Source organism: Paenibacillus sp. FSL P2-0322, from assembly GCF_037975315.1.
Taxonomy (GTDB): domain Bacteria; phylum Bacillota; class Bacilli; order Paenibacillales; family Paenibacillaceae; genus Paenibacillus; species Paenibacillus polymyxa_B.
In genome coordinates, this window is record NZ_CP150243.1 from 3,346,271 (window position 1) to 3,365,776 (window position 19,506).

Annotated in this window: 24 protein-coding genes and 3 pseudogenes; 5 read left to right on the plus strand and 22 right to left on the minus strand. The window is 41.1% G+C overall.

Annotated features, from left to right (window positions below; translation table 11 throughout):
- Positions 1 to 12: 12 nt before the first annotated feature.
- The 6 genes and pseudogenes from MKY24_RS14535 to MKY24_RS14560 form a co-directional block, all read right to left on the minus strand.
- Positions 13 to 816: a hypothetical protein gene (locus MKY24_RS14535; protein WP_302055735.1), complete on the minus strand. Its 804-nt coding sequence runs from the start codon at positions 814 to 816 to the stop codon at positions 13 to 15.
- Between the two features lie 25 nt (positions 817 to 841).
- The gene (locus tag MKY24_RS14540) at positions 842 to 1,309 is read right to left on the minus strand and encodes a kelch repeat-containing protein (RefSeq protein ID WP_339200246.1); all 468 of its coding nucleotides are present in this window, start codon (positions 1,307 to 1,309) and stop codon (positions 842 to 844) included.
- Between the two features lie 274 nt (positions 1,310 to 1,583).
- Complete coding sequence (locus MKY24_RS14545; protein ID WP_028541738.1) at positions 1,584 to 2,066, minus strand: hypothetical protein; 483 nt, start codon at positions 2,064 to 2,066, stop codon at positions 1,584 to 1,586.
- Between the two features lie 404 nt (positions 2,067 to 2,470).
- Positions 2,471 to 3,918, minus strand: a pseudogene (locus tag MKY24_RS14550) (6-phospho-beta-glucosidase).
- Between the two features lie 21 nt (positions 3,919 to 3,939).
- Positions 3,940 to 4,353, minus strand: coding sequence for a PTS glucose transporter subunit IIA (locus MKY24_RS14555; RefSeq protein WP_339200247.1), 414 nt, complete (start codon positions 4,351 to 4,353; stop codon positions 3,940 to 3,942).
- Between the two features lie 121 nt (positions 4,354 to 4,474).
- On the minus strand, positions 4,475 to 4,621 hold the full coding sequence (locus MKY24_RS14560) for a PTS transporter subunit EIIB (RefSeq protein WP_143109556.1): 147 nt from the start codon (positions 4,619 to 4,621) through the stop codon (positions 4,475 to 4,477).
- Positions 4,622 to 5,288: 667 nt separating this feature from the next.
- Here MKY24_RS14560 and MKY24_RS14565 point away from each other — a divergent pair.
- Entirely contained in the window at positions 5,289 to 6,194 is a 906-nt protein-coding gene (locus tag MKY24_RS14565; protein WP_339200248.1) for a DMT family transporter, read from the plus strand.
- Between the two features lie 1,788 nt (positions 6,195 to 7,982).
- Here the strand turns inward: MKY24_RS14565 and MKY24_RS14570 are convergent.
- Together MKY24_RS14570 and MKY24_RS14575 are read right to left on the minus strand one after the other, a co-directional pair.
- Positions 7,983 to 8,486 (minus strand): hypothetical protein, encoded by a 504-nt coding sequence (locus MKY24_RS14570; protein WP_339200249.1) that lies wholly within the window; start codon positions 8,484 to 8,486, stop codon positions 7,983 to 7,985.
- Positions 8,465 to 8,662: a hypothetical protein gene (locus tag MKY24_RS14575; protein ID WP_339200250.1), complete on the minus strand. Its 198-nt coding sequence runs from the start codon at positions 8,660 to 8,662 to the stop codon at positions 8,465 to 8,467. The genes MKY24_RS14570 and MKY24_RS14575 overlap by 22 nt, the downstream gene beginning before the upstream one ends.
- Before the next feature lie 573 nt (positions 8,663 to 9,235).
- On the opposite strand from MKY24_RS14575, the gene MKY24_RS14580 reads away from it, so the two are divergent.
- Positions 9,236 to 9,793, plus strand: a complete 558-nt coding sequence (locus MKY24_RS14580; protein ID WP_076264861.1) for a MepB family protein — start codon at positions 9,236 to 9,238, stop codon at positions 9,791 to 9,793.
- Here the strand turns inward: MKY24_RS14580 and MKY24_RS14585 are convergent.
- From MKY24_RS14585 to MKY24_RS14600, 4 genes and pseudogenes are all read right to left on the minus strand, one after another.
- Positions 9,778 to 10,216 (minus strand): annotated as a pseudogene (locus MKY24_RS14585) (DNA methyltransferase); the annotation flags it as partial. The gene MKY24_RS14580 and the pseudogene MKY24_RS14585 overlap by 16 nt on opposite strands.
- Positions 10,217 to 10,710: 494 nt before the next feature.
- On the minus strand, positions 10,711 to 11,166 hold the full coding sequence (locus tag MKY24_RS14590) for a DinB family protein (RefSeq protein WP_339200251.1): 456 nt from the start codon (positions 11,164 to 11,166) through the stop codon (positions 10,711 to 10,713).
- Between the two features lie 56 nt (positions 11,167 to 11,222).
- Complete coding sequence (locus MKY24_RS14595; RefSeq protein WP_071558643.1) at positions 11,223 to 11,480, minus strand: YdcF family protein; 258 nt, start codon at positions 11,478 to 11,480, stop codon at positions 11,223 to 11,225.
- Positions 11,481 to 11,782: 302 nt separating this feature from the next.
- Positions 11,783 to 12,420: pseudogene (locus MKY24_RS14600) on the minus strand (hypothetical protein).
- A gap of 135 nt (positions 12,421 to 12,555) precedes the next feature.
- Here MKY24_RS14600 and MKY24_RS14605 point away from each other — a divergent pair.
- Positions 12,556 to 12,882: a hypothetical protein gene (locus tag MKY24_RS14605; protein ID WP_023989029.1), complete on the plus strand. Its 327-nt coding sequence runs from the start codon at positions 12,556 to 12,558 to the stop codon at positions 12,880 to 12,882.
- A 61-nt stretch (positions 12,883 to 12,943) separates the two neighbouring features.
- Here the strand turns inward: MKY24_RS14605 and MKY24_RS14610 are convergent, their stop codons facing one another.
- The 6 genes from MKY24_RS14610 to MKY24_RS14635 all read right to left on the minus strand — a co-directional run bounded on the left by MKY24_RS14610 (position 12,944) and on the right by MKY24_RS14635 (position 14,425).
- Positions 12,944 to 13,069: a hypothetical protein gene (locus MKY24_RS14610; protein WP_023989030.1), complete on the minus strand. Its 126-nt coding sequence runs from the start codon at positions 13,067 to 13,069 to the stop codon at positions 12,944 to 12,946.
- Entirely contained in the window at positions 13,066 to 13,188 is a 123-nt protein-coding gene (locus MKY24_RS14615; RefSeq protein ID WP_023989031.1) for a hypothetical protein, read from the minus strand. The genes MKY24_RS14610 and MKY24_RS14615 overlap by 4 nt, the downstream gene beginning before the upstream one ends.
- Before the next feature lie 51 nt (positions 13,189 to 13,239).
- A complete protein-coding gene (locus tag MKY24_RS14620) occupies positions 13,240 to 13,410 on the minus strand; it encodes a hypothetical protein (RefSeq protein ID WP_023989032.1) in 171 nt (56 codons plus the stop codon).
- A gap of 151 nt (positions 13,411 to 13,561) precedes the next feature.
- The gene (locus MKY24_RS14625; RefSeq protein WP_023989033.1) at positions 13,562 to 13,774 is read right to left on the minus strand and encodes a hypothetical protein; all 213 of its coding nucleotides are present in this window, start codon (positions 13,772 to 13,774) and stop codon (positions 13,562 to 13,564) included.
- A 54-nt stretch (positions 13,775 to 13,828) separates the two neighbouring features.
- Complete coding sequence (locus MKY24_RS14630) at positions 13,829 to 14,104, minus strand: hypothetical protein (protein WP_023989034.1); 276 nt, start codon at positions 14,102 to 14,104, stop codon at positions 13,829 to 13,831.
- Positions 14,105 to 14,227: 123 nt separating this feature from the next.
- Entirely contained in the window at positions 14,228 to 14,425 is a 198-nt protein-coding gene (locus MKY24_RS14635; protein ID WP_023989035.1) for a hypothetical protein, read from the minus strand.
- Between the two features lie 473 nt (positions 14,426 to 14,898).
- On the opposite strand from MKY24_RS14635, the gene MKY24_RS14640 reads away from it, so the two are divergent.
- A complete protein-coding gene (locus MKY24_RS14640; RefSeq protein ID WP_023989036.1) occupies positions 14,899 to 15,333 on the plus strand; it encodes a hypothetical protein in 435 nt (144 codons plus the stop codon).
- Positions 15,317 to 15,673 carry a DUF6199 family natural product biosynthesis protein gene (locus MKY24_RS14645; RefSeq protein WP_237449129.1) on the plus strand — a complete coding sequence of 119 codons (357 nt, stop codon included), beginning with the start codon at positions 15,317 to 15,319 and terminating at the stop codon, positions 15,671 to 15,673. The genes MKY24_RS14640 and MKY24_RS14645 overlap by 17 nt, the downstream gene beginning before the upstream one ends.
- A 28-nt stretch (positions 15,674 to 15,701) precedes the next feature.
- Here the strand turns inward: MKY24_RS14645 and MKY24_RS14650 are convergent, their stop codons facing one another.
- From MKY24_RS14650 to MKY24_RS14665, 4 genes are all read right to left on the minus strand, one after another.
- Positions 15,702 to 15,887: a hypothetical protein gene (locus MKY24_RS14650; RefSeq protein ID WP_068942649.1), complete on the minus strand. Its 186-nt coding sequence runs from the start codon at positions 15,885 to 15,887 to the stop codon at positions 15,702 to 15,704.
- Positions 15,888 to 16,252: 365 nt separating this feature from the next.
- Positions 16,253 to 17,581 carry a type I glutamate--ammonia ligase gene (gene glnA, locus MKY24_RS14655; protein WP_013310575.1) on the minus strand — a complete coding sequence of 443 codons (1,329 nt, stop codon included), beginning with the start codon at positions 17,579 to 17,581 and terminating at the stop codon, positions 16,253 to 16,255.
- Between the two features lie 117 nt (positions 17,582 to 17,698).
- The gene (locus tag MKY24_RS14660) at positions 17,699 to 18,112 is read right to left on the minus strand and encodes a MerR family transcriptional regulator (protein ID WP_007430683.1); all 414 of its coding nucleotides are present in this window, start codon (positions 18,110 to 18,112) and stop codon (positions 17,699 to 17,701) included.
- 83 nt (positions 18,113 to 18,195) lie between these two features.
- Positions 18,196 to 19,449, minus strand: coding sequence for a methionine gamma-lyase family protein (locus MKY24_RS14665; protein ID WP_053325618.1), 1,254 nt, complete (start codon positions 19,447 to 19,449; stop codon positions 18,196 to 18,198).
- Positions 19,450 to 19,506: the final 57 nt, after the last annotated feature.

Sequence of the window (19,506 nt, forward strand, 5' to 3'; positions counted from 1 at the left end):
GAGCTTTTAAATTTATTTAGAATATTCACTTACTTCAAATGTTAGGATACGATCATATAGCATGTAATCCTTTCGGCTGCTGAATGGACCTTTATTATTATCGTGTTTATTAATGGCGTATGAAGCCGATCCAGAACCAGCCTGCTTGCCCTCATACCATGAGATAAAGTCATTGACCTCTTTCATGCTTAGGTCAAACTCCTTTTCCAAACCAGTTGTCATAGTAACCACCAGAATTGCACGGTCCCCAGTTGGTAGAGATGGATCAGTTGGTTCGGGAGTTGGTGCCGGCTCAGGTGTGGAACCGTCAATCTTCCCGAATATCTCTATAGTATTAACCGGAGAATTTGCCAATGTACTCTGACTTCCTCCAATAACGTAAATTTGTCCACCTAATGTTATAGCCCCTGCCCCACTTCTGGCTTGCTTTAAGCTAGCCTCAGGAGACCAGTTATTCTGTTCAAAATCAAAGGATTCTACTGTATTAAGTTCATAACTACGTCCACCTGCTTCAGTTTTTCCAGCAATAGCAAATATTTTATTGGAATAAATGACAGCTTGGGCCCCTCCACGTGCTGTCAAAAGATTGGGTTTAGTTGACCAGTTATCGTTATCAGGATCACATTCAAGAAATGTGTTTAGTGAGACATTTGAATTATTATCAATATGTCTACCTGCTACAAGATAGATTTTGTCCTTATGTACAACTGCAGAGGAACCATGAAGTGTATTCGGCATAGGTTTCTTCGTTGAACAGCTGTCGGAAGCCGGATCATATACTTGGACAGTAGCAACTGAACGCGTATTTGTTGTCATCCCACCAAACACATAAATCTTTCCCTTATACAAAACACTTGTCAACGAACCTAAAGCCAGCCTGCGGCATAGCTTTCCTAACACTCCATGTATCTGTCTGGGTATTGTAAACTTCAACATTATTTACTGAGGAGCCTCCTGTCCAGCTAAAGGCATTACCTGTATAGCCACCAATAACATAAATATCATTTCTATAAACAACGGAAGTTGCTGTAGAACGAGCCGTAGGCATGCTACTTCCTGAGGCCCATATATTATTTTTCGGATCATAAATTTGAACATCCTTATATGGGTTTGATTCTGAAGAACCACCGAAAATAAATATCTTGCCATTCAATTCAGAAACAGCACTTACCACCTTAGGATTTTCCATAGTCGTTTTAATCGACCATTCATCGCTTTCAGCTTCTGCTTTTACCTCTAAAGCTGACATATTCAAGAACACTATCACTACAATTAAAATGCTCCATAATGCTTTAATTTTACTTATCACTCGATCTCTTCCTAGCAATATATTGAACTATTACCAATATAAATCATTCTTAAAAACCTGTCTAAACATAAACTTGCTGATCTTTAAATATAATCTAAATATTTTCATATTTATTTTTTATTGGGTATAAAAAAGACTCAGCCAGTACCTGGTTGAGCCTTTCACATCTACTCTAATTCAAACTGGTCAACGAAAAATCTCTGCCGACCAGTTGTGGTTAGCAGAGATTTCTGTTTTATTTGAGCATTCACTTACCTCAAACGTTAAGGATTTTTTAATATTTAATTATAGCTGATCCTGCTTTAGCCCACTCTTTTGATTCTAATTGAATCCATCCATATACTTTTGAATCAGAGTTGATCTTTTGTTTTATCAGAGAAAGGTTCTCATAGCTACTGGAACCGTAAAGACTCCCTGTTTTTGGTGCAATTTTTACTGATAACGTATTTTCTATACTCGGTGTATTTTCATCACTTGTCCAGACCAAACGATTATAATAATTAGCATTAAAAGGATTTTCCAAACCATTAATTGAAAATTTCACTCTTTTCCCTGTAACTGATACATCTGTATATGCCGTGTCATCTTTAAATATTACTGATTGTGATAAAACTATTTCTTGATTTGTGAAATTTTTGTAAGTGTCAAGCGTTACAGTTGCTGCATCTGCAGAAGCTGACAACGGAGCAATAACTGAAAACAAGAGAGCGATTGTGGAAAAACATAAAGTAGCTTTCCTTCCTAATTTCATTCTCATTTTTTTGTCCTCTCCTTCTTTTAATACTCATTAATAAACATACAGCTTAATGACTGTCAAAGTAAGGGGAGCTTTGTCTGACATGAAAAATACACATTTGATTAAGTCTCCTTTTTCGCGTCCACTCTAAATTCAAACTGCTCACGAAAGAAATAAGATCCGTTAATCTTAATTAACTCCGGTGTAATCTTCTCCAACTGCGCCCGTAGTCCACAATATCTATCAAATCCTCACCCAACGGTTGTATTACACCAAAGCCACTAAACTTGGTGATATATACAAAAAAATTCAATAAACAATATTTTTCACCCTAACTAAAGAAAAGGGCATCAGTGTCTGATGCCCTTTCAATTTGCAGCAGTTTCAAAAATTTAAGATTATGCGGTCCATTACAGATAAAGTGATTATTTCTGAAAGTACTTTGTTCCATTACTCGCAATGACGTCTTTGTACCAATGAAAACTTTTCTTTCTAATTCTTCTAAGCGTGCCAGAACCGTCATTGTTTTTGTCCACATAGATGTAACCATACCGCTTCTTCATTTCGCCGGTACCGTTACTCACAAGATCAATCGGCCCCCAACTTGTGTACCCTATAATATCAACCCCATCTTTTATTGCTTCAGCAATCTCTGCAAAGTGAAGATCCAAATACGAGATGCGGTAATCGTCTTCAATGGTATCGTTGTCCATAAGAGTATCTTGCGCACCAAGTCCGTTCTCAACGATAAACAATGGTTTGTTGTACCTTTCATGCAACTGGTTGCAGGTAATACGCATGCCTTTTGGATCAATCGTCCATCCCCACTCGGAAGTTTCCAAGTAAGGATTGATTACGGAACCAAACACATTCCTATCCGTAAAATTTTTCAGAATTTCAGGATTAGCACTGGTACAACGGCTCGAATAATAGCTGAAACCGATGTAATCCACAGTATATGTCTTCAAAATCTCCAAATCTTCAGACTCAAGCTGTAGCTGAATTCCATTCTCGATGAAAAAGCGTTTGGCATAACCGGGATACTCCCCTTTGGACTGCACATCAATCAAGAAGTATGAATCACGCTCCATTTTCATTACTTCCCAGTAATCTTCCGGATTGCTACTGTATGGATACACATTTCCAGCCGCCAACATACATCCCATCATGGCGTTAGGAATAATTTCATGACAAGCCTTGACTGCTAGTGCACTTGCAACCAGTTCATGATGCGCTGCTTGATACAGAACTTGTTGTTTGTCCTCGCCTTCTTCAAAAATAATGCCCGCTCCTGTATAAGGAAGATGCAATAACATATTAATTTCATTGAATGTCATCCAGTATTTCACTTTATTTTTATAGCGTTCAAACAGTGTTTTAGAGTATTTTTCAAATAGTTTAATCATGATTCGGTTTTTCCAGCCGCCATACGTTTTCGCCAAGTTCACGGGTAAATCAAAGTGACAAATCGTAACGACAGGCTCAATATTGTACTTCAGAAGTTCATCAAACACGTCATCGTAAAATTGCAATCCTGCTTCATTTGGAGTTATATCGTCACCATTGGGAAAGATACGGGCCCAGGAGATCGACATCGAAATGATTTGAAACCCATTTCAGCAAAAAGCGCGATATCCTCTTTATAACGATGATAAAAATCGATAGCTTCATGTGAAGGATAAAACTCGCCTTCCTCGGGTACAAATGAATTTAAGTTGCCAGTCGAAACCTGATTACGTTTGGGCCCCGTCGGCATCAAATCAATGGTCGTCAGTCCCTTACCATCAGCCAGGTAAGCTCCCTCAATTTGATTCGCAGCTGTAGCTCCACCCCACAGAAAATTATCCGGGAATTTAGTGATTTCATTAAACATTTCCACGTACCTCCCTATTTTTTATACATATACTTTGATTAAATGTTCTTTTTCATTAACCATGTCATTTTTGGTCCCTACAATGACATCACCGACCTGAACACGATCACCATCCTTAACAAATGCATTGAAATGCTGACCTTTTAACTGAACCGTATCTTGTCCGATATGAATGAGTATTTCTACCCCGTCATCACTAATGAGACCAATGGCATGTTTAGTACGGTAAATCGTTTGTACAATGCCGTTCACTGGGGAAACGACACGTTCATTCGTGGGGCGGATGGCTATTCCTTTACCCATATGTTCCCCTGCAAAAGTCTCGTCTTTAATATCTTGGAGTCTAACAACAGTACCGGTCATCGGACTAACAATTTCAAATGGTTGGTCATTCAATTGACTTATGTTGGGAATGGGTTCTTGTTTGTCGCCCATATTTGTTGACATTGTTTCTGTTGGATCTTTAAAACCAATGAAGTAGATCAAGACAATTGATACGTCCCAGATGTTTCAGTAATCCAACCGAAAGACAAAAACAGTTCATTGAATCCTTTAATCATTCCTGTCGCAGCCATTCCGTTTTGGACAATCCTTCGTCCTTCAATTGAAAGCGCAATCGTGTTACACAATGAACAATGCTGGTAACGCTTTCAATACCGCCAACTCGAGACAAAATCTCCTTGGCCAACTGGTCATAGTTCATGAATACTCTTCCTCTCTGGCTGTGACTTTGCATCAAAATAACTGAATAGCTGCCCCGTGCATAGATCTTAGGCAACATCACCATGCTGGAAGTTTAGCGATCCAGGTTTTGCCCTGCGACGGTTAAATCCTGTAAGGCTGTGTTAGCGATTTCCGATTTGTCACAGCCCTCAAATTTTGTGAAAGTTAGCTGAAGGTACGTCTTTTCTGGCCAGAAATGGTATTGCCTGATTGAACAGTCACAATCCAGTTGATGTACAAGCTCCCTTTGCGGACAATAATAAAACACTCTTTTTTGAAAATGCAAGGTTTTTTTCTCTGGAATTTAACTTGTAGAGAGGAATTCACATGAACATTCTTACATTTCATATATGAAGTAATTTTGGCCCAAATATTTAAAAAATAATTTGGGCTTGATTGCTATTTAATCATATTACTTTGTATTTAACTGTTACTGTCGCTTTGACCTACTTTAGATTTCATCCTGATTCTCTCCGAATCAGATTATTGACAAGAACAAACCTTTGCTTTTATACTGATACCGAAATGAACGAAATACTAAAACCCGATGGATGTGGATTTTTCTAGAGAGTCATCTCTATTTTCGCCACACGAATGCCTTTACGCATTTGTGTGGCTTTTTTGTATTCAAAAAAGGAGGATTGTTCATGAAGTTGTGGCATTATGCAGTTATTGTTTTCTTGGGAGGTTGTTGTTACGGCATACTTTCCACATTTGTTAAACTGGCATATAGCGCTGGTTTTTCAACACCAGAGGTAACTGGTGTGCAGTATTTCTTTGGTGCAGTTTTGAGTTGGATGTTTGTAATTTTTGTAAAAAAGAAAAACCTTACGTACAAGCAGGTTACAAAACTCCTTCTATCCGGAATTCCATTTGGACTGACAGGTATGTTTTATTATCAATCGCTACAGACCATAAATGCTTCCCTAGCTATCGTCCTTTTATTTCAGTTTGTTTGGATTGGGACACTATACGAATGGGTTCTCCAGAAGAAAAAACCAACCAGGGGTAAACTTATCTCGATTGGAATACTGCTCATCGGCTCGGTTTTGGCGGCAAACATTTTTTCTCAAGGTGATCTCTCACTCTCGTGGCAAGGAACGATTTGGGGGCTATTGGCTGCTTCAACATTCGCTTTATTTGTTTTCCTCAGTGGTGCTGTTGCGAAAGAATCTTCGCCCACACTGAAAAGCGCCCTTCTTTCAACCGGAGCTGTTATTACTGTTTTTGTGGTATTTCCGCCAACCTTCTTATTTAACCTCGATGTGCTGGCAGGATTGAGTCCTTTTGGATTAGTCCTCGGGGTGTTCGGAGTTGTGCTGCCTCCGCTTTTGTACTCCATAGGTATGCCACATATTGGGTCAGGAATGGGTACAATTATGACTGCATCTGAATTACCCATGGCCGTTATTATGTCTTCTCTTGTATTAGGAGAATTTGTAGGCTGGTCTCAATGGATCGGTGTTATCATCATTTTATGTGGCATCGCATTTAGCAACATAAGACACAGAGGATCAAAACCACAGACTTTAGTGAAGAAGAACATAGCATAACAAGATATCTATAATTTTAATAGGTTAGATGGACAATGATTTCAGAATAAGATTTGAAGCATTTACAACGCTGTGTAAAATGCGGGGGCTTATAACGCTCATCCCAGATTTCAAAATCATAGTCTTAGAAGATTCACCCGCTCTGTTCAAACAAAAAAGGACCTATCGGTCCTTTTTGAATATATGGCTAAACCTGTTTTTCATGTTTGAAAGGTTAAATTTTTTTTCGCAGGATTAGATTCCTCAGTTTCAAATATAGCTCCCCAAATTTTCCAAACTCGTATGTTTTCTGTTTTTATTATCAAGCATAATCAAATTATCTTTAGGCTGGTTAAGCCCCTCTTTTAGACTCTTAGCCTCATTATAATGCTAAATGAAAGTTGCTTCGATGAAGTGAAGCTCGTTAAATATTCTGTTCTTGTCATTTTTGTAAACTTCAAAGATTTGTTCAATATTTGGAAAGTATACATCATCATTTTCTGTTAATTCGATAGTCCTTGGGATTCGCTTGTTTAAATCATGGATTGCTACAGGTATACGCCAGATCCATGTATTCCTGCCGATTCCGGTTTCTCTTTCTAAGAGAAGATAAGTTAGTTAATGCTCTAGAGGGAAAACGAGGCAAAGCAAAAGGGCCAGGCATCGGCAGACCTCGAACACGACCCGAATATCCGGAGGTCAAGCTGAAACGCCTCGAAGCGGAAAATGAAATGCTAAAAAAGCTCTTGCAAATGTGAACGGAGGAATGGATGCTGTACCCAAGAGTAAAAAGTTTGCGGTGATCCAAGAATTGCTTAGTAAGGGACATAGCATCGTACTACTATGGCAAGAAAGTAGCCTACGTTGTTTCTGGCAATCATCTGAACCGGGAGTTTAAGACTGACCAGCCGAATCAAAAGTGGGTAACGGACATCACTTACCTCATGTTCAATGGACAGAGACTCTACCTTTCCACGACTCAGGATCTTCTTAACAACGTAATGGTTGCCTACCAGATCAGCAGCAGAAAGATTTGAGCCTGGTGTTAGATACGGTGAAAAAGGCAAGAAAGCGACAGGACGCGCGAGGTGTTACTGCATAGCGACCAAGGATTTCAATATACCTCTCGCCTCAGCTCAACAGGTGGAGCATGCCATCCAGAAGTATATCCATTTCTACAACCATGAACGCTTTCATGAGAAACTAAACAACCTGACTCCTTATGAATACAGTACTCAGGCTGCTTAATTATTGCTTTTTGATAGCTGCCTGCTTGAAAGGGGTCACTTCATGATTGCGGATGCTTCTTAATTTACTTTGCGAAGAAACCAAGATCAGATAGCGACTTGATGCAATGCCTAAACTTTAGGCCAATCGACCTCGGCCCGTTCTTCTGTAGCTTCCCATTTTTCGCGACCAATCGAAAAAGAAAATTTATATTGATTGCCGCTCATGAGTTGTCGTTTCTGACGGATCAAAGCAATAGTTCCTATTTTGTCACAACAAAAAAAGAAGGTAGGAAAAGTTTCCTGACCTTCTTAGCATCCATATTTCTATGTCTGAATAATATCATTGCTTTTTACCATGTTACTACGGATTTTCCATTTTAACTTTAAAGATAGGCTTTGGAGTAGTGGTAATGTTTAATGGATCTTATTACTACCACTACGTTCTCTTGCCATGCTACACAATCCCCCCCATAAATACGTCTGCTTACTATGAGTGTAATTAGACAAACTGACGATATGAAATCGTACAGTCTTTTCTAAAGCGGCTACATATAATGTTCTATATATCATTAAGAATGGCTTAAATAGTCAACTTTAATATAGTAAGAGTAGTATTGGTAAAGTTATGAAGTTGGGCTGGGGTTGCATTTGCATTTACTAATTGAATAGTTGTAGGAACGACCCCTACAGTAATAATGACTTCTGCCGAAGTTGGTCCGCCACCGTTACCCGTGAAAGGTACTGGGGTAACAGGGAATCCATTTACGGTAAGGTTAAAGTCAGCATTGCCTTGGTTATGAATTGTAAAATCTATTAGATAGCTCCCCGTTTCGTTGATTGTTATCGTTGGAGATGGAGGAGTGAAAGTAAATGCACCACCAACATTAGCCAAAACTCCAGTAAAGGTAATTGGTGAGTTACCCGGAACTGTGTCGGTTCCCGTACCAGGATCTGCTCGGAAAACACTTAAGAAGTCTGATATCCCGGCGCCAGCAGGCCCTGCTGCCCCCGTTGCTCCTGCTGGTCCTACCGCCCCTACCGTTCCCGCTGGTCCTGCTGGTCCTATCGCTCCTGCCGGTCCCACTGGTCCTGCTGGACCTGTTGGTCCAGGAATTCCTTGAAAACCTTGTAGCCCTTGCTGGCCTTGAGCGCCTGGAACTCCCTGTGGACCCGGCAGTCCCTGTGGTCCCTGAGGTCCTTGAGGTCCTTGAGGTCCTTGAGGTCCTTGAGGTCCTTGAGGTCCTCGGATCCCTTTAACAATAACTTTCGGTAAAACTTTGACTTTTTTAACTACACATCTTCTAAATTTTCTCCGATGCATTTTCTTTTGCCAATAATAATGTCGAAACATATTTAATGATCACCTCCAAAGTCTAGTCAAAGTAGCTTATTGTGCAATTAACCAAAAAGATTGGGCTGTTGACTTCATCTTGGGAAAATAGGCATAGGTCTGACTCTATCGTGTTAGCATTATTACAGCTCATCCTTCTGAAGCTTATATCCAGTTCAATCAACCGATCCAGATTCTGCACTATCTGCATTTTTATATTTCTAGCCTGTAGGTCTTTGACCCACTGAGCTATACCAGCCTTAACAATCTTTCGGTACTATACCATTGATCAAGGATACCCTCTACGAACTCTATTTCGCGCTGTAGTAGTGTCTCTTGCTATTCGTTGTCTGTCCCATTGTCATTGGGGAGACGTTCACGCGTCTCCCTTTTTATTTATACTAGGCAGAATATACACAAACTTGTGAACCATCTGCGGTTACATTAATATAGTGAATGCTACGTTAAACAACGGTTTTATATATGGGGGAGAATAAATAACAATGGTTAACAAAGAAATATCTTCTGGTGACCAAAATTCTTGGACAGCATCTGATAAGATTCATACCGACCTGCTTGCCGCTAAAGTTTCAGTTTATAATCCATGCAATTTTAAATGTACTGGACCAATTCCAGAAAAACAAAACTCTGACTATGGGGCCTACTTCTTTAATTTAAATGCCCACTCTATACGATTCCGTATTGCAAAGACAACTCCAAAAAAGATCGGGCAATTTGTGACTATATATAAGAGAATTGGGGATGGACCAATACAACCCTATGACGTATCAGATCCAATCGACTTTTTGGTTATTAGTGCACGTAAAGACAGTAGCTTGGGGCAATTTGTATTCCCAAAATCCATTCTGATTAAACATAAAATATTATCTAACAAAGGTGAAGGTGGTAAAAGAGCAATACGTATTTATCCACCATGGGACACGCCTACAAGCCTCCAGGCTCAAAAAACTCAGACATGGCAGTTAAAGTATTTTCTTAACATACCTGTAAACGAACCAATAGACATTTCTCGTGCAAACGTACTTTACGATTTAGAATAATGTGTTGCAACATTAGAAAGACGTACCGGCTCCATGCCGGTTGCCAGCTGATATCGCATTTTAATCACATCACAAAATACCGGGTCCAGTTCCATGGTCCTGCAACAGCGGTCAAGCTAATCACAGGCCATAAGGGTAGAGCCGCTGCCGCCAAAGAAATTGACAACTACGCCACTAAGCTGGCTACTATTCATAATGGGAATAGCTAGTAGATCAAGGGGCATCTGAGTGGGGTGAACATACTTATTTACATTGCCCCGTGAAACTTCCCATACTGTCCTAGGCAGCGGTTCCTCAACAGGAAGACCAGCCTTCCATACCGTAGTCTGTGTTCCGATCACCGTATCGGGCTGGAGCCTTGCTTTTCAGATGAGCGTAAAAGATCGGCTCATGTTTAAAACGATACTGTGCCCAACCAAAGGAAGCAGCATTCATAGCATCCTCAAATTTTCTTTCTACAATAACAAAAGTATGTTTCTTAGTAGAAACAAAAGCCTGATGAACAAGTGTCATCAGGCTTTGCTAAAATCAGGACGGCTGCTTTGGTTTAAATAGAGAGCGGTATTATGGTAAAGAAATATTTGAAAAGTTAAAGACAGGAGAACATATTTATAAGGGTTTAACGTACATATTTTTAGAATATTAAAAAAAATATAAATCGCAAATATTGGATTTTGGTACACAACTTTATTGTATATCGCACAGGGGAAAATAATTGTAGTTGACTCGCTAGTACACAACTTTATTGTTCGAAGAAAACTCCATAAAATAAGTTTTAGACTGACCTTAGAAATTAGAACAGCGACAACCAAGGATGAAAAAATAAAGGTCCTAGACTGTCGCTGTTCCATTAAACTAACGTGTCCCGTTAGTTCAATACCAATCCCATTCCGAGTAATGGTGATTATTAGGCCCTGTTAGAGCCTCGCGAACGTGATGTAATCGACTTGGGCAGGCTCTGCCGATTCGATCCGAAGTGCCCGGTTGATCTGCCCCCGGTGATATTGCCCATGTAAGAGGACCTGCGACAGGATGTCCCGTACGGACGTTCGGAACGGAACCCCGCTCTGGTTCGCATAGTCGATCATCTCGTCCAACTCGGATTCCTCGAGCCCTTCGATATAGACGCGATATTGCTCGGCGTTTTCTTCGAACATCGTCCGGATCGCCTTCAGGTCTTCCACTTCCTCCCACAACGAATATTGCGTGCTGCCCTTGCCCTGCAATCGGCACAGCCAGACTCGTTCCGCGACCGCGACGTGCCGAACCAGCTTCAGAAGGTCCTTGTTCTTCGTCTCACTCTCCTCAAGCACGTCCAAGATGCGCCCGTCCGCCCAGTACAGGTGGTCCATCATGCACTTGATCGTCTTCATTTCGGTTCCCCCCTCTTCGTTTCATCGATTACTTGAACCTACTGTTATTCGTTAGTTTAATCATTTGAATGAACTAAAACAACCTTTTTTGGATGAATTCCTTGTTGCTGTAACACTTCCAAGGAGAAACGTACATTTTCAAAGGTATTAGTTGCTTTATCTTCTTTAAGTAATGATTCTGAAGGTACTCCTAACGCTACCCCGACATTTTTTAGAAACTCCCATTCGGCTGTTTCTACATGAGGGATCGTACCACCAGAAGGTAGAATAAATTGAGCGATACCGCTATGGTACAATGTTGCAACTCTTTCCATTAATTGAGGATGACTTGCTCCTGGGAATTAATATAATGTCTGACTGTTCCAACTCCGTTTCGAAAAACATAAAATCACTAATACAATCAAAGGGGAATGACATATGTAGAACTCCTCAGTATTAACACCCTGGAATCCGGTATTTTCGAAGTATTCAAAGACTATCCATTCGCTATTTGGTTAAATTTTCCTGCCCGTTAGCTTAATGAAGCATCGTCAGACTATTACTTTATTTTTCTGTCTAGAACTTTATTTTCTTCTGACACCTCAATAAAGACCGCAAAGGCTTAAGCCCTTACGGTCTAATTTACTTCTGGCACCCTAAGTCCGATTTCACCCTCCTTGTTGCGGCCCCGACCATAGTCAATAACCACAAAATCCAAAGTCCGATTAATTTTAAGACTGTTTGCTATATTTACAATCGCTCGTCGTCGTTTAACTGCAAATGTCGTGGCTGAGATACTAGGCACATCTTTTCTGTATCCCTTCTCCATATACTGCTGGGCCTTGAGGTATTTTTTACCGTCTATGAACAGCAGCTTAGCAGCAAGTCCCTCGTGTGGATCCCTCATGTTGTTTACGGCGAAGCGGACATTGTTTGTGATGAATTGATAGAATTTGTAATTCATATGCCGTTTGTCCTTTAGGATTACAACGTTTGCTGTTACACCTGCCGTTAACTCCTGACCTGACTCTCGTTTTGCAATTGCCCCCTCGGCGGAAAGTAACTCATACGCAGACATTCCGTTTTCAATCTACTGGAGAGCAAACTCATAGTTTTTGATCACCTCGATCATATCAACATACTTACTAAGAAGCCACTTTGTTTTTCGAATATCTTCCTGCTCAATGTCCGAAAAAAGTTTACCTGGATTATCTTTTGTGTATCAGAAGACTCATCTTCAAGACTATTAACTATACACATTTGATCGTCATTCATCGTTTATCATTCCTTTATATAATGTGATAATTTGGTGAAATCGTTATTTTTGGTAGATATATGTAAATCAAAACGCTATAATTACCTTACACCATAGTTTGCATACGAAGAAAACAAACTAAGGAGGCTTTACTTTTGAGAAAATCTATTATTGCTTTGGCTGCTGGCACAGTTCTTCTTGGGGCATTGTCTGTACCGTCTTTAGGTTTTGCAGAACAAGCCCCAACTTCAGCAAATATTTCTTCTCAGTCACCATATGATCCGCCTCAAGGGAACAAAAAATGGGTAAGTGGCATCAGAGGTGCAACAGTTAAAGAGGATATGAAATCGACAGTTCCAACTCAAAAATTTTACATGACAGGAGGATTTGGAGGAAATATTAATTTATATAAATGGCAACAAAAAGGCAACAACAAAGTATGCCCATTATATCAAGGCTACATTTACAAAATATTCCCTTAATAATAAAACTAACTTTAAAGTAAGCACTTTTTTTCATAGGTGCTTATTTTTTTCATCGTTATTATTTGCCATATTTAATCCTCACCTCGCTTGCCGGCACAGTCTCAATCAACATATACCTATCTACTTGTACTACACCTATAAACAACAGTACAGCAGCTAATATAGTGGTATATGCGCGTATCATGTGGCATCCTCCTTGACCGCCGCATTCGCAAACACTTTAGATAACTCGATATTAATACACACTTTGCCCTCTGCGTTCGGTGCATTAAAATAATCAGTCCACAGCTGGAAGGCTTTCATGAGTGACCCGTTTAGTCTGGCTATCTCTGCATCCTTTGTTGTATTAGGGATTCAGATTCCTTTTGAGTATCGACGAGTACCTTTATGTTTCCTTTCAATAATTTCATTTTCGGTGTTCGAAAAATACAACCGTTTTTCTATATTATCTGCCCAACTTTTTTCTTTTTCGGCTTCCAGTATCCAGTAAACCATTCGCTTTTCCCAGTCTGGTTTATCTGTCATTGTTGTTCCTCCCCCAGCATTCGTCGTCTTCATCGTCTCCTATAAGACGTTCTGAGCAGCACGGACATAGACGATTGTAACAATCCTCGTATCGCCAAGTAGCCCGCGATTCAGGAGAATCCATCGCTTTTCACTCACTATAGGTTAATCTTCATCGCGATTGTTTCCCGTCGTATGAGTACCACAGTGTATGCATTCTCCTGTCACCCAATCGTCGTCTTCGAAATTTCAGTTCTTCTTCTTTTCGATCAATCTCTATATGCAGTTCTGACCAAAAAAATCCTTCTGCCAAAATGCGAAAATCTTCTCCTTGCAAGTCTTCTGTGTCTTCTTGTTTTTCCTTTTCTGATTTGATCAAGTCCATGATCGAATATTCGTGTCCGTCTTGGAAGAAGCGACGCAGTCCGCTTCCTGCTCATTATTCACTACGATTTTCATCTATATATTCTCCCTTTGGTGCCGTGTGACCGACACCCTGTATAGGCTTAATATTCAAATCACGATATCTTATCCCATGTTCAATGGGGCTGCTGCCTAATTCTTCATGTTCATCATCACATTCCCGACAGCAAGCAAACTCCCCATCGTATAACCTGCCTGTAAGTTTTTCTCTAGCTTCGCTTATCGGCTTTCCGCAGTTGGCACATCTGGACTTACCATCTTGTTTAATAGCCGATATCGGCCACACATTCATATCTATCATCCTTCCAACGTTCCTGGGTGAGCGTATTGTATTGGTGGTTACTCCCTACCTCATCCACGTAAAACCGCTCTATGTAGCGTTTGAGGTGTATTACCTCACTGTGCTTATCGCTCATTATAGGTATATTTGTCTAATATCTATGTCAATCAGTTCTAATCCCCCTAATTCTTCTATTTCTTGTGGGGTTATGATCATATTGGGCTTTTCAGACCGAATCTGCGCTCCGATCTCACGCATTCTATTCCCTTCGTATTCTTCTAGATAAACCAACTGTCTCACCGCTACTGTTTCATACACTTTGTATTTACTCACGGGTTATCTCTCCTTTGGTATAGGGGATGCATTGTGTCTCTCTCCTTTATGGAAAGTTGCCCCTCCTTCTTGTCCCCTATGGGTTCAAAACTTTTTAATGCAATGCTCCAAAATACTTTCATGGCATTGGCTTTGTATAAACGGTCTTCGCATCTTCATATGTCAGGCGAAAATATGCACTTTTCTCATCCCGTCCGCCTCGTTTTGTAGCTAACCCTTTAGCAACAAGATCATTCCAAACCGATCGACCGTGTCACAGTAAAAATTGTTTTTTGTCGGCTTCTTGTTGTAAGTTAAGCCCCAAGCGTGCTCACATTCTCCAGCTGTTTCTCGCTAAGTTCCATCTTGTATCCTTCCTCTCTACTCTTCGGGGCCATTAATGACGCAATACACCGCATTAGCTTAGAGGCATATCTACCAAGCCCTCAACACTGAATATCTTCTGCATAAACTATCAAAAAGGAGATGAGATAATGACTAGATTGTTAGATGCTCGAACATCTCAAAATGCAAGCTATGGTAATACAATCTCAATTCCCTTGCCAGCCAATACTCCTGTAGCCATCGCAGAGCTTGGCTTAGACGTGACGGGCGCTGGGGAAAATATGCGTGTACAATTATCAGGGATTGCTGAGCTTTCATTTCCCACTACTCCACCATTTGACTCCGTTATTGCTATTTCTATTGTTAGAGGCACTCTCGACTCTCCTGTTGCTTACGCCCTTTACTCTGTTAGTGTCTCCGAGGCAAATCCCAACGCTGTGCAGGTCGTCACCATTAATGCTTCCGATTACAATGTCCCTCTACCACCATCAAATGAATTGGTGTATACCTTATATCTATTTTGCACAGCGGATGCCACCCGAATAGGAATAGAAAGTTTTAACGCGGTTGCCTATTCAGATTAAAATTACACCTTCAGATGGAGGGCAAAGCCCTCTTATTTTTCTTCTATCCGTTCTTGAGGGACGATACTTTCCATCTGTCGTTCTTTTTTGGTATAGTTTACTTAAAGGGGCTGATCCAATGGGATTCATGCTTATTTTTATTGCGATTATTTTTTTCTCGCTTGGTATTTTAAGTAAACGAAATCCCACTTGGGGATGGCGTGCAAACGAAGCCTGGAAGATCAAAGGTGACTCAGAACCAAGTGATGCTTACATTGATGACATGAAATTTAGAGGCTCTGTATCGATTCTCTTTGGGTTCTTCTTTTTAACATGTGGACTTTTGGTTATATTCCTGTAAGTTCTACTATCTGTTTTCAATCCTCAAATTACCCACATCCATAAGGCACTTGCTGTTTGGCGGCGACTCCCAAAATGTCACTGCTCACGTTTTCAAAAACAGAAATCTGTCTCTCATCCATAGCTTCCAGCAAACGAACTTCCTTAATCTTCAAAGACCGACTGCCGCTGTAGTAAGTAGTAAAAATCATTTTTCTCGCATAGTATTTACTCATCTAACCAGCCACCTATAAGGAAGAACAATGTAGAAACTCGACTCGTCACTTTGGAGTGTGAGTAGCTTAGAAGAGCCAGTATACCCGAGTGTAATGACTTCATTTTCTAAGACTTTCAAGGCATCCAACACATATTTGCATTCAACGTTAGTTTGAAATTTTTTCACAGCCGACGTTTATGCACACATCTCCAAAAAAATAGAGATGAATAGCATGGAGAAATATGAGTCTTTTACCGGGAGTCTACTTCAATAATATTTTTTTATGGGGAGATTGTGGGGAGAACTAATTAGTCTCAAATGACGGATGGATTACCCACATACAAAAAAATCCCTCAACGCTTAGAGCGCCAAGGGATTCCCATTTTAGTAAAGAGTCAGATATTGATCACGTTCCCATTGATGCACTTGGGTGCGATACATATCCCATTCAATTTCCTTAAGCTCATAGAAGTAGGCCAGAGCATGGTCGCCCAGTGCGTCAGAGATAACTTCGCTCCGAATAAGCTCAGACAAAGCTTCTTTCAAGTCTGCAGGCAGACTTGGAATGCCTTCTTCAATCCGCTCTTCCTCAGACATCACGTAAATGTTACGATCAATCGGAGCTGGCAGAGCCAACTGACGTTTGATACCATCCAAACCGGCTCTCAGCATCACTGCCAAGGCCAAATAAGGATTCGCCGCCGGGTCAGGGTTACGAACTTCGACGCGAGTGCTCAGACCACGAGATGCGGGAATCCGAATCATTGGACTGCGATTGCTTGCAGACCAAGCCACATAACAAGGCGCTTCATAACCTGGTACGAGACGTTTGTAGGAATTTACCGTTGGATTCGTGATCGCTGCCATTGCACGTGCATGTTTAAGAATACCAGCCATATAGTGGCGGGCCGTCTGGCTTAATCCGAGTTCATCCGTTTCATCATAAAATACATTTTCATTATCCTTAAACAAGGATTGATTGCAGTGCATACCGGAGCCATTTACACCAAACAAAGGTTTTGGCATAAAGGTAGCATGCAAACCATGCTGACGAGCAATCGTCTTAACAACGAGCTTGAACGTTTGAATCTGGTCGGCAGCTTTAATTGCATCTGCATATTTAAAGTCAATCTCATGCTGACCAGGTGCAACTTCATGATGAGATGCTTCAATTTCGAAGCCCATCTCTTCAAGCTTAAGTACAATTTCACGACGGCAGTTTTCACCCAGATCCATCGGAGCCAGGTCAAAATACCCGCCTTGGTCATTCAGTTCTGTAGTTGGCTCGCCTTTTTCATCCGTTTTGAACAAGAAGAATTCAGGCTCTGGTCCGACATTCATCGAAGTATATCCCAACTCTTCTGCTTCCTTAAGTACACGTTTCAAGATCCCCCGCGGGTCGCCTGCAAACGGAACTCCGTCCGGCTTGTAAATATCGCAGATCAAACGGGCTACACGATCCGAGGTTACCCAAGGGAATACAACCCAAGTGTCCAAATCCGGATATAAATACATATCAGATTCTTCAATACGCACATAACCTTCTATGGAAGAACCGTCAAACATCATTTTATTATCCAATGCTTTTTCCAGTTGACTAACCGGAATTTCAACGTTCTTAATAGTGCCCAGCAAATCTGTAAATTGCAAACGAATAAAACGAACATTTTCTTCTTTCGCAATCCGAAGGATATCTTCTCTGCTATAACTCACTCTAACCTCTCCCTTTCTGTAACCACTATATACGAATCGGTTGTTATATAAATTACTTAAATGATGAGACCGGGTTTTAAAGTAAAGCGACCTTATGCCAAGAGGTAAGTCAAAGCATTATCTCTTATTGAAGAACCGTGATAATTCGCCTTGGATCAGGGATACCTGTCCTGGTCTTTTGCCTGCAACAAGTTGTTGTTTCAGCAAGCGGTGAAGCTGAGTATCGGACATTTCACGGCGTTTGACTTCCGTATCTGCTGTAATAACCGTAGCTTCCTCCGATTCCTTGGTAACCGGATTCATGACTTGTTTAATTCCCGCAATGTTAACACCCTTCTCGATCAACGCCTTAATTTCAAGCAGACGCTCTACGTCATTAAAAGAAAAAAGACGTTGGTTTCCCGATGTACGGGCAGGAACTATCAAGTTATGCTGTTCATAATAACGAATCTGACGTGCTGACAAGTCCGTTAGCTTCATGACAATACCTATTGGAAATAAGGCCATATTTCTGCGAATTTCGTCGCCCATTTGTCATCAACCTTCCAGTGATCTATTATTCACCTTATTGTACATTTAGCTGATGCAAAGTGTCAATGACATGTTAGAAAAACTCACAATAATTTACGTTCTTTCATCGTTTGCAGAGCCATAAGCACTCCAAATTTAACATGAGAGTAGGTTAAGCCCCCTTGCATGTAACCAATATAAGGCTCACGAATCGGAGCATCTGCGGATAGTTCCAAACTTCCCCCTTGTATGAACGTACCTGCAGCCATGATAACTGGATGCTCATAACCCGGCATATCCCACGGCTCCGGCACCACATGGCTATCCACGGCAGCCGCACGCTGAATGCCCTGTACAAAAGCAATTAGATGCTCTGGTCCACTAAAAGAAATAGCCTGAATCAAATCTGTACGCTCTTCATGCCAGGCAGGTTTGGTCTCAAATCCCATCTCCTCAAAGACCGCAGCTGCGAATACGCTCCCTTTAACCGCTTGCCCAACCAGTGTTGGAGCAAGGAATAGTCCCTGAAATATGCCTCGTGTAGTACCTAGCATGGCACCTACTTCTCCACCGATTCCAGGTGCAGTTAATCGGTAGGATGCTAGCTCTACATACTTTTGTTTGCCGGAGATATATCCACCCGTTTCTGCAATGCCACCACCGGGATTTTTAATCAACGAACCTGCCATCAAATCGACACCTACCTGAGTAGGTTCCAGCTTCTCGGTAAATTCACCGTAGCAATTGTCAACAAAGACAATGACGTCAGGTTTTATTTCCTTCACACGTGCTGTCATTTCTTCAATATCTGCTACACTAAACGAAGCTCTCCAATCATAACCGCGTGAACGCTGAATACCGATCACTTTGGTATTGGCATGGATCGCAGCCTCCACCGCTTCCCAGTCCACTTTACCTTCCTCTGTCAGTGCGGTTTCTCCATAAGTAACACCAAAATCCTGCAAAGATCCTGTTCCATCGCCGGGCTTACCAATCACTTTGTGGAGGGTATCATAAGGTCTCCCAGTAATGTACAACAGTTCATCCCCTGGACGCAGCACACCAAATAAAGCAGTGGCAATTGTATGAGTACCCGAGGCAAAATGCGGACGCACCAACGCTGCCTCCGCACCGAACACATCCGCATAGACTTCTTCCAGCACCTCACGTCCCCGGTCATTGTAAGCATATCCCGTAGAACCCGCAAAGTGAAAATCGCTCACTTGCTTCCGCTGGAATGCCTGAATTACCTTCCACTGATTTGAATCTACAATATGATCTATGTGCTGTATACGTTCTTGTATTTTATGTTCTGCAGTTTCCTGAATTTTCTGAATTTCTGGACTAAAAACTACCATTTACCTTCTTGACCCTCTCTCTTACGCAGCCTTAAGCTATTCATGTTATATTATTGT